Below are 9,037 nucleotides of genomic sequence, written 5' to 3' on the forward strand. Positions count from 1 at the left end.
GGGTCGACCGTGCTGGTCGGCGGCTTCGGGCCGGCCGGGATGCCGTACGAGCTCATCGACGCGCTGATCCGGCAGGGCGCGTCCGACCTGACCGTGGTCAACAACAACGCCGGCAACGCCGACACCGGGCTGGCCGAGCTGCTGGCCAAGGGGCGGGTGCGGAAGGTGATCTGCTCGTTCCCGCGGCAGAAGGACTCGTGGGTGTTCGACGGGCTCTACCGCGAGGGGAGGATCGAGCTGGAGCTGGTGCCGCAGGGCAACCTCGCGGAGCGGATGCGGGCGGCGGGCGCCGGGATCGGTGCGTTCTTCTGCCCGACCGCGGTCGGCACTCCGCTGGCGGAGGGGAAGGAGACGCGCGAGATCGACGGCCGCACCTACGTGCTGGAGTACCCGATCCACGGCGACGTGGCCCTGGTCAGGGCGCACAAGGCCGACCGGATGGGCAACCTCGTCTACCGCAAGACGGCTCGGAACTTCGGGCCGGTGATGGCCACCGCGGCCACGACGGTGGTGGTCGAGGTCGCGGAGGTCGTGGAGATCGGGGAGCTCGACCCCGAGGCCGTGGTGACCCCGTCGATCTACGTCGACCGGGTGGTGAAGGTATGACCCTGTCGAAGCAGGAGATGGCGGCGCTGGTGGCCCGCGACATCGAGCCCGGCTCGTTCGTCAACCTCGGGATCGGCTTGCCCACCACGGTCGCGGACTTCCTCGGCAGTGACATCGGTGGGGGCTCGGGGGTGGTGCTGCACACCGAGAACGGGATGCTCAACATGGGCCCGGCGGCCAGGCCGGGCGAGGAGGACCTCGACCTGACCAACGCCGGCAAGGAGCCGGTGACCGAGCTGCCCGGGGCGGCGTACTTCCACCACGCCGACTCCTTCGCGATGATGCGCGGCGGCCACCTCGACGTGTGCGTTCTCGGCGCCTTCCAGGTCTCTGCAGCCGGGGACCTGGCCAACTGGCACACCGGCGCGCCCGACGCGATCCCCGCGGTGGGCGGGGCGATGGACCTGGCCATCGGGGCGCGGCAGGTGTTCGTGATGATGGGCCTGTTCGCCAAGGACGGCACGCCGAAGCTGGTCCCCGAGTGCACCTACCCGCTGACCGGCGTCGGCTGCGTGGACCGGGTCTACACCGAGCACGCGGTCTTCGAGATCGACCGTGGTGACCCCGGAGCCGGCGTGATGGTGCGGGAGACCTTCGGGACGACCTACGACGAGCTCGCCGAGCGGCTCGCGGTGCCGCTGACGTCATTTGCCGGGAAGTCCTCAGACCGGTAACAACCTGTCAACACCCCGGCGCCACGCCGCGAGCGCCGCGAGACTCGAGGAGTGGAGGAGAATGTGGCGATCGCGCTGCTGGCCCTCGTGCCGGCCGTCATCGTGCCGACCGCGATGTTCCTCGACGCCCGGCGTGAGCATCGGCGGATCCGCTCGGAGATCCTCGTCCTCGAGGAGCAGCTCAACCTCCTGGCCTGGGGCCGAACGCCGCCCCAGCGGCCCAGAGCCGCATGGGGCGGCGCACCTACCCCCCAAGGTCTCGAACCCTAGTGCGAGCCTCCCGGCTCCGGTAGTCGGGTCTAGAGGGCTTGGGAATGACCAGTCCCGGGGGGTCGTTGACGGTGATCACCATGACCGGCCACGTCGCAGCCACCGGGGACGGCACCATCCGCACCCCACGTCTCGTCCTGAGGCCGTGGGGTGTCGACGACGCCCCCGCCGCCCTCCCCGTCTTCGGCGACGAAGCGGTCACCCGCTGGCTCAGTCCGGCGATGTCGCGCATCGCGACGCTCGAGGAGATGGCAGAGGTCATCACGGGGTGGCTCGCGACACCACCCGCGCCGCCCGCCGGCCGGTGGGCGATCACCTCGGCCGACGACGGCCGGCTGCTCGGCGCGGTCGCGCTGCTGCCGCTCCCGCCCGAGCGCACCGACCTGGAGATCGGGTGGCAGCTCGACCCGGCCGTGTGGGGACAGGGGTACGCCGCCGAGGCGGGCCACGCCGTGGCTCACCACGCGTTCGAGTCCGGCGCGCAGGAGCTGTTCGCCGTCGTACGCCCTCGGAACGAGCGTGGAGCCCGCACCGCTCGCTCCATCGGGATGGAGTGGGTCGGCGAGACCGAGAAGTACTACGACCTGCGGCTGCTGGTCTACCGCCTCCGCAAGGGGGAGCTCGACGTGCCGCGGCTGCCCGGGGCCTGAGCGGCTGGCCCGCTCTCCCGGCGACGGTGGGCGCGCACCCGGGCCCGGTTGCCGCAGCTCAGGTCGGTGCACCAGCGGCGCCGGCCGGTGGTGTCGAGGAAGATGCTCGAGCAGGTGTCGTCGCCGCATGCCCGGAGCGTCCCCGCGCCGTGGCCGGAGAGGTCCACCACCGCCTGCCGGGCCAGCCGGGCCAGGGCGTCGTCGACGTTGACCGGCCGGCGAGGGCGTAGGTCGGGCCCAGTCACCCGCAGCCCCTGGTCCCCGTCCAGCAGCCGGTTCAGCAGGCGCACGTCGGCCGCCGCGGGCGTGCAGTCCTCGATCCGCGCCACCGCCAGGCGGTGCAGGCACTCGCGCGCCTCGGCGACCCGCTCCACGTCGGCGACAGTGACCGCAGCGCGCGGCTCCAGGTCGTTCGCGCGCAACCAGGCACGCAGCTGTCCGGTGGTGCCGATGGTGTTGAACTGCTGCGCGCGGTAGCGGCCCTCGAGCGTCGAGAGCAGGTCGAGCCACGCGGCGCCGTTGCCCGACCGGAAGGGTGACATGTCACTCACTGTAATGCTTTGACACGTTACAAGCGACCTGAAACGGTGTAATGTGTGAAGGCATTACGTAGCCAGGTGATGAGCGTCTCGTTCGTGACGGTGTGGAGCAGCGGGTACGTCGTCGGAGCCATCGCGGCCCGCACCATGGCACCGCTGGCGGTCACCATGTGGCGCTTCTTCATCGCGGCCGCGATCCTCGGCGCGGCCGCGCTCCTGCGTCGTGAGCAGTGGCCGAGCTCCCGAGACGCCGTCCGCCTGCTCGGGGTGGGCGTCCCGCTGTTCGCGATCCAGTTCGGCGCGCTCTACACCGCACTCGCCGACGGCCTGCCCGCCGGCACGACCGCCCTCATCGCCTGCTCCTCACCGCTCGTCGTCGCGGCGATCGGCGCAGGCGCCGGCTGGGAGCGGCTGCGCCCGGTGCAGTGGGTTGGCATCCTCCTGGGTGCGGTCGGTGTCGCCGTCACGCTGGCCGACAAGGTCGGACGGCCGCCGAGTGTCGCTTCGCTGGTGTGGGCACTGTCGGGGCTGGCCGCGCTGGCCGTCGGTACGACGCTGCACGGACGGGTCCGCACCGACGCCGGGCCCGCCGCGATCGCCGCCACCGAGATCGCGGCCGGAGCCGTGGTGCTCGCCGTCTGGGCGCCGGCGGCGGGCAACGTCGCGATCCCGCTGGACGTCGACTCGCTGGTGTCGTTCGCCTGGCTGGCCGTGGTCGCCGGCGTCGGGGCACCGCTGCTGCTCTTCGCGCTGGTGCGGCGGCACGGCCCGACGTACGCGAGCAGCCACCTGTTCGTCGTGCCAGCGGTGACGGCGTTCGCGGCCTGGCCGATGCTCGGAACCCCAGTGGGTCCGCTGGCCGTGGTCGGGCTCGGCGTGGTGGCGGTGGCGCTCTACCTGGCGGTCGGCCGGCGGCAGCGGGAGGTCGAGGAGCCCGCTGCGTCAGGTGCCGGTGGGACGGGAGGCGTGCCGGGCCCGGCCGGTCCGGACGTCCTCCGGCAGTCCGGTGACCCCGTCCCTCCTGCGGTCGGCCACGCGCACCCTGGTGACGCGGGTCGTGGCGTCGAGGTCGCGCACGCGGAACTCGCCTGACGGTGTCGGCCCCGTCGACGCGGTGACCACCGCGAACGGCGGGGGCTCGGTGCGGTCACGGGGCACCACGAGGTCCAGCCAGGACCGGGTGAACGGTCTCCCGGGGTCGAGGACGTAGATCCAGTCCGTGCCGTGGTGGACGGTCACCAGATCGTCGGCCCAGAGCGTGAGCACCCGCTCCGGCGGTGGCTCCGACCGGACCCCCGAGACGCCGGTCGCAGGGTCGGCGAAGTCGACGAGCTCGTCGGCGCGGACCAGCAGTTGAAGGAGCGGCAGCGGAGGGCGGCGCCGGCGCCACACGCTCACGCGCGGCTGCAGGTAGCCGAGCTGGTAGGTCGTCAGCCAGGTGCGCCGGGTCGCTCGGCCCCACAGGTCGAAGACGTCCGCCCAGGTGGCCAGGGCGGACGGCGTGTCTCCACGGGGCCTGGTGGGACGGAGCATCCTCATGGCGTCTCTCCTCATGACGCAGGCCGGTCGGCGGGCGCGCCGAGGCGCACCCGCCGAGGCGGGGGGTGGGAGCGTCGCGTTGATCAGCGGCGCTCATCGAAGAGACGACGCAGCGGGCCGGAATGTGACATCGAGGGGCGCGCCGAAACCCGACCAGGTCATTGCCACCTGAACCCAGTAATTCACTGGGCGGTGGTTGCTTCGGCGGCACACGGGGTGGAGGATGCGGCCCGGGGGGTTTGCAGCCTAATGGCAGATAAGTTCGAGCTCCACCGGGGGCGGTGACGGGGAGCTCCGGTGGGAGATCACGTCGGGGGACGGTGAGCCGGTGTCCTCGGGCGAGGTGCGCATGTCACCGCGGACGTTCGCCGGCATGTCGGCGAACGAGGAGCAGCGCAATACGGTCCCGGTGCTCGGGAGCGCCTGGACGCGCATAGTCCGGCGCCTGCGGCGCTGACCGACGAGGCTCGGGCTCGGCTGGAACCCCAGGCCAGGTGCACGACCGCGTCCGCTCCGCGCACGGCATCACGCAGCCGGTCTGCCTGCTGGTCAGTCCACCGACCGCCACGCGGCCACGTCGTACGGCGGCTCGAACCGCTCGGGGCGGCGAGCCGCGAGCCGCGCACCAGCTGTGCCGCTGCCCGCGGCTCGCCGCCCGTGTCAGGGTCCGAGCGCACCAGGATCAGGCTTCGATGGCCTGCTTCTCGGTGCTTCCCTGCACGGTCTCCTGCCCGGTGCTGATCTGGATCCGGCGCGGCATCGCCTTCTCGGCGACGGGCACGACCAGCCGCAGCACGCCGGCGTCGTAGGACGCCTCGATGCGGTCGAGGTCGAGGTTGTCGCCGAGCACGAGCTGCCGGCTGAACGCCCCACGAGCGCGCTCGCTGGCCAGCATCTCCCAGTCACCGTTGCGGGCGACCCGTTCGGCGCGGACGGTGAGCACGTTCCGCTCGACGTCGAGGTCGATCGACTCCTTGGCCACGCCCGGCAGGTCGAACTCGATCACGAACCGGTCGCCCTCCCGCCAGGCGTCCATCGGCATCACCGCAGGACGGCTCGTGGTGCCGAGCAGCTGCTGGGTAAGGCGGTCGAACTCACGGAACGGATCAGCTGTACGCAGCAACATTGGTGTCCTCCTTGTTCTGTTCCGGGGCCATGGGTCTGGTTCATGGGCCTGTATCAACTGATATACATTTCTTGTATTCACAAATCAAGGTAATGTCAAGTCCCGAGGTCAGGGTCAGGAAGGAGCCAGAGTGTCGGCGAGCGACGAAGGGGTGTTCGCGATCTCGGTGGCTGCCCGGATGGCGTCGATGGAGATCCAGAACCTCCGGGTCTACGAGCGCCGCGGCCTCGTCGACCCGGCCCGGACTCCCGGCGGCACGCGCCTCTACAGCGAGGGCGACGTGGCGCGGCTGGTGCGCATCGGTGAGCTCTTGGCCCAGGGGCTCAACCTGGCCGGCATCGCCCGGGTCATCGAGCTCGAGACGGAGGTTGAGCGGCTCCGCACCGAGAACGCCAGGCTGGGGATGGACGAGAGCAGCTGACCGCGCATGACCGCGGTGGGGGTCGTCGGCCGGCCTCGTCTCAGCCGTCCACGTCCATCGTGCGCGCGGCGAGGTCGGCCAGCAGGCCGGGCATACCGTGCCGTCCGATGATGTCTCGTTGGCGCACGTACTCCGGCGGCTCGACCAGGATGGCCAGCGCGGCCTCGAGGGGAGGTTCGAGACCGTCGGGCGCGAGCCACCTTCGCGCGTCCTCGAGCGCGCGAGCAGCCAGCTCTCGCAGGGGTCGTCGCGACCCGTCGAGGTCGAGGACCCGCGCGTCCAGCCCGTGCCGGCAGACGGCGAAGTCGTTGGCCAGCACCACTTCGTCGGGAAGGTCGTCGCGGTCTGGTACCTCAACCGCGTGCCGGGCCAGGCCCTGCAACAGCGCGGCGAGCCCCGCGGCGCGCTCGAGCGATGGCTGCGCGTCCATGACACGCACCTCGAGGGTGCCCAACCGCGGCTGGGGGCGGAGCTCCCAGCACACGTAGGTGTAGTCAGGGACGTCTGCTGCCGACATCTGGCGTCCGATCGTGTCGACGTAGTGCTCCCAGCTGCGCAGGACCGGGGGCATGGTCGTGCGTGGGTAGGAACGCAGGATGGCAGAGCGGACGCAGGCGAGGCCCGAGTCCCGGCCGTGCCAGTACGGCGATCCCGCTGCGAGCGCGCGGAAGATCGAGAGCCGGTTGCGCAACGCCCGGTAGACGACCATGGCGGTCTCGATGTCGGGCAGCCCGACATGGACCTGGAACGCCGCGGTCGGCGTACGGAGGAGGCCGGCGAACTCCTCTCCCAGCCGGTCGTAGCGCGGCGACGCTGCGATGCGCGCGGTGCCCAGCTCCGCCTCCGGATGGACACCGACCGCCATCAGACCGACCTCGGCGAGCGCTGCTGATCTGCGCAGGGTTCCCAGCGCATCCCTGAGCGCCTCCGCGTCGCGGCACGCTGGCGTCCTCAGCTCGACCTCGTCGACGAAGATCTCCCCATCGACGGTGTGCTCGCCGGGAAGGAGACGACGCAGTCGCGTCATCGCGGGGAGTGCCCTCTGCCCGAGAAGACGGCCGTCCCCGTCGGTGAGCAGAAGCTCGTCCTCCGCGCCCAACGTGAAAGCGGCACCTGGCTTCCAGTCCGGAACCGCGCGCGTGCGCCCCTCCGCGACCGCGCTCGAGGCAGACCGAGGCGCTGCCGTCGCGGCGTCCGAGCTCACGTGTGTCGTCGATCGAGTCACGAATGGTCCCCAAGTGGTCCGAAGACTTCTCTGCTCCCTCGGTGAGCGGGTACCCCGGACGAGGCCCCATCCATCCGGCACGCCGTCGCCGCTCGAGGCAAGGACCGCCCACGCGCGAGGAAGGGCCCCGGCTGCACGGCAGCCGGGGCCCTTCTCCACGATGGCGAGTCCGCTCGACCCTCAGAGGTCCAGCGGCAGGAGCACGTGGTCGATGGCGTGGGCGATCTGCCTGTTGCCACGGTTGATGTCGATGCCGTTCAGGATCACGGTCGCGTCTGCGAGGTCGCGGTCCTTGTCGACGAGCGTGATGTTCCCCTTGCGGTCGACGACCTTGACCTTGCCACCCTGGGCGGTCGTCAGCTTGGTGCGCGACTTCGCCGCCTTGACCACCTTGGGCGATGGCAGGGTCGCACCCGGGACGACGTGGTAGAGCAGGACGGTCTCGATGGTGTTGACATCGGCCACCGAGAGCAGGGCCTTGACGGTCTTCTTCTCGCTCCCCGGACGCTTGCCGGTCAGGTCACCGACGAGGTCGCGGAACGCCTGGTCGGTCGGCGCGAAGACCGTGAGCCGCACCGACCCGTCCGTCAGCAGCGCGACGGGGCTGTGGGGCTTGGCGGCGAGGACCGCGAGCACGGCCTGCTCCAGGATGTCGAAGTCCTGCCAGTTGTGGTCGAGCCTGGTGCCGTCCTTGGCCAGCACCTTGGCCAGGCTCCGGTTGCCGGAGCGGTCGGCGGTCGTGGCCGCGCCGGCCGGAGCCGTCAGCCCGACACCGGTGGCGACGAGGGTTGCTGCGGTCAGTGCCGCCACGCGGGCGGCGAGATGACGCTTCATCGGTGATCTCCTTGTGTCTTTCGGGTTCCGGCCGTCACGCGTTGACGTGCTCGCGCGGCGCCGCGCGACCGGTGAGAGCAGGGACCCGCACGGCCAGCCAGAGGCCGGACAGGCCGACCAGGGCGTAGACGATGCGGGTGACGGCGTTGGTCTCGCCGAAGTCGAGGCCGAAGATGGCGGCCACGAGGTCGAACTCGGCGAGGGCGACCAGCCCCCAGTTCAGTGCGCCCACGATGGCGAGGATTCCGGCCGCGATGTCGAGCTTCTTCATCTCTGTTCTCCTTTGGTGTCCAAGGTTTGTGGAAGGGAGTCTGCCAGTTTGTCGAAGGTTTGTCAAGAGACTGTGCAAGGTCTGTCGAATGTATGTAGAGTGATCGCTCGTGGAGTCGCTGATGCGTATCGGTGAGCTGTCTCGTCGTACGGGCGTCACGCCCGAGCTCCTACGCGCCTGGGAGCAGCGCTACCAGCTGCTGCGGCCGAGCCGCTCCTCGGGCGGGTTCCGGCTCTACTCCAGCGGCGACGAGGCGCGCGTACGCCGTACCACCGCGCTGATCGCGGATGGCCTCTCGGCCGCGGAGGCGGCACGGCTGGCGGCGACGGAGGATGAGGACGGCGGGGCCGGGCAGGACGGAGACCGTCCGTTGGTCACGGACCTGGCCGACCACCTGCGCGAGGCGCTCGACGCGTTCGACACGGCGGCGGCGCACGGCGCGCTCGATCGCCTGCTCAGCGCAGTCTCGGTGGAGTTCGCGCTCTCGGAGGTGCTGATCCCCTACCTGCACGACCTCGGCGGCCGCTGGGCGTCGGGGGAGGCCACGGTGGCCCAGGAGCACTTCGCCTCGAACCTGATCCGCGCCCGGCTCCTCGGCCTCGTGCAGGACTGGGGCGCGGGCGGGTCGTCGACCGCCGTCGTCGCCTGCCTGCCGGGGGAGGCCCACGACCTCGGCCTGGTCATGCTCAGCCTCCTGATGGTGCGCCGCGGGTGGCAGGTCACCTTCCTCGGAGCAGACACACCGATCGACAGCCTCGAGTCCACCGTCGCGTCGTTGCGGCCCTCGGTGGTCGTGCTGTCGACCTACGACGCCGCGCTCTTCGAGGCGAACGCCGGTGCGATCGGCCGCCTCGCCGAGACGAGCAGGGTCGCGGTGCTGGC

The 9,037-nt window shown here is 71.2% G+C and carries 12 protein-coding genes; 7 read left to right on the top strand and 5 right to left on the bottom strand.

Annotated elements, in window-relative coordinates; genetic code table 11:
- The 4 genes from VFV89_RS15660 to VFV89_RS15675 all read left to right on the top strand — a co-directional run.
- Positions 1-606, top strand: a 606-nt coding sequence (locus VFV89_RS15660; protein WP_329706887.1) for a 3-oxoacid CoA-transferase subunit A, incomplete at its 5' end; no start/stop codon positions are given.
- On the top strand, positions 603-1,280 hold the full coding sequence (locus tag VFV89_RS15665) for a 3-oxoacid CoA-transferase subunit B (protein ID WP_329706888.1): 678 nt from the start codon (positions 603-605) through the stop codon (positions 1,278-1,280). The genes VFV89_RS15660 and VFV89_RS15665, both read left to right, overlap by 4 nt.
- A 51-nt stretch (positions 1,281-1,331) precedes the next feature.
- Positions 1,332-1,550, top strand: a complete 219-nt coding sequence (locus tag VFV89_RS15670; protein WP_329706889.1) for a hypothetical protein — start codon at positions 1,332-1,334, stop codon at positions 1,548-1,550.
- Between the two features lie 44 nt (positions 1,551-1,594).
- The gene (locus VFV89_RS15675; protein WP_329706890.1) at positions 1,595-2,200 is read left to right on the top strand and encodes a GNAT family N-acetyltransferase; all 606 of its coding nucleotides are present in this window, start codon (positions 1,595-1,597) and stop codon (positions 2,198-2,200) included.
- Here VFV89_RS15675 and VFV89_RS15680 read toward each other — a convergent pair.
- Positions 2,149-2,742, bottom strand: coding sequence for a CGNR zinc finger domain-containing protein (locus VFV89_RS15680; RefSeq protein ID WP_329706891.1), 594 nt, complete (start codon positions 2,740-2,742; stop codon positions 2,149-2,151). The genes VFV89_RS15675 and VFV89_RS15680 overlap by 52 nt on opposite strands.
- Positions 2,743-2,820: 78 nt before the next feature.
- Between VFV89_RS15680 and VFV89_RS15685 the strand changes: the two genes are divergently transcribed.
- Positions 2,821-3,831, top strand: a complete 1,011-nt coding sequence (locus tag VFV89_RS15685) for a DMT family transporter (RefSeq protein WP_329706892.1) — start codon at positions 2,821-2,823, stop codon at positions 3,829-3,831.
- A 1,129-nt stretch (positions 3,832-4,960) separates the two neighbouring features.
- On the opposite strand, the gene VFV89_RS15690 is transcribed toward VFV89_RS15685, so the two are convergent.
- Positions 4,961-5,404 carry an HSP20 family small heat-shock protein gene (locus tag VFV89_RS15690; protein WP_329706893.1) on the bottom strand — a complete coding sequence of 148 codons (444 nt, stop codon included), beginning with the start codon at positions 5,402-5,404 and terminating at the stop codon, positions 4,961-4,963.
- A 130-nt stretch (positions 5,405-5,534) separates the two neighbouring features.
- Between VFV89_RS15690 and VFV89_RS15695 the strand changes: the two genes are divergently transcribed.
- A complete protein-coding gene (locus VFV89_RS15695; RefSeq protein ID WP_329706894.1) occupies positions 5,535-5,825 on the top strand; it encodes a MerR family transcriptional regulator in 291 nt (96 codons plus the stop codon).
- A gap of 40 nt (positions 5,826-5,865) precedes the next feature.
- Here VFV89_RS15695 and VFV89_RS15700 read toward each other — a convergent pair whose 3' ends face one another.
- Genes VFV89_RS15700 through VFV89_RS15710 form a run of 3 tightly spaced genes read right to left on the bottom strand, consistent with a single transcriptional unit; the run spans position 5,866 to position 8,155 of the window.
- On the bottom strand, positions 5,866-7,209 hold the full coding sequence (locus tag VFV89_RS15700; protein ID WP_329706895.1) for a carboxylate-amine ligase: 1,344 nt from the start codon (positions 7,207-7,209) through the stop codon (positions 5,866-5,868).
- Positions 7,210-7,230: 21 nt separating this feature from the next.
- Positions 7,231-7,884 carry a fasciclin domain-containing protein gene (locus VFV89_RS15705; protein ID WP_329706896.1) on the bottom strand — a complete coding sequence of 218 codons (654 nt, stop codon included), beginning with the start codon at positions 7,882-7,884 and terminating at the stop codon, positions 7,231-7,233.
- 34 nt (positions 7,885-7,918) lie between these two features.
- On the bottom strand, positions 7,919-8,155 hold the full coding sequence (locus VFV89_RS15710; RefSeq protein ID WP_329706897.1) for a DUF378 domain-containing protein: 237 nt from the start codon (positions 8,153-8,155) through the stop codon (positions 7,919-7,921).
- A gap of 109 nt (positions 8,156-8,264) precedes the next feature.
- On the opposite strand from VFV89_RS15710, the gene VFV89_RS15715 reads away from it, so the two are divergent.
- A partial coding sequence (locus tag VFV89_RS15715) for a MerR family transcriptional regulator (protein WP_329706898.1) occupies positions 8,265-9,037 on the top strand: 773 nt, incomplete at its 3' end.

It is taken from the genome of Nocardioides sp., from assembly GCF_036274455.1.
GTDB lineage: Bacteria > Actinomycetota > Actinomycetes > Propionibacteriales > Nocardioidaceae > Nocardioides.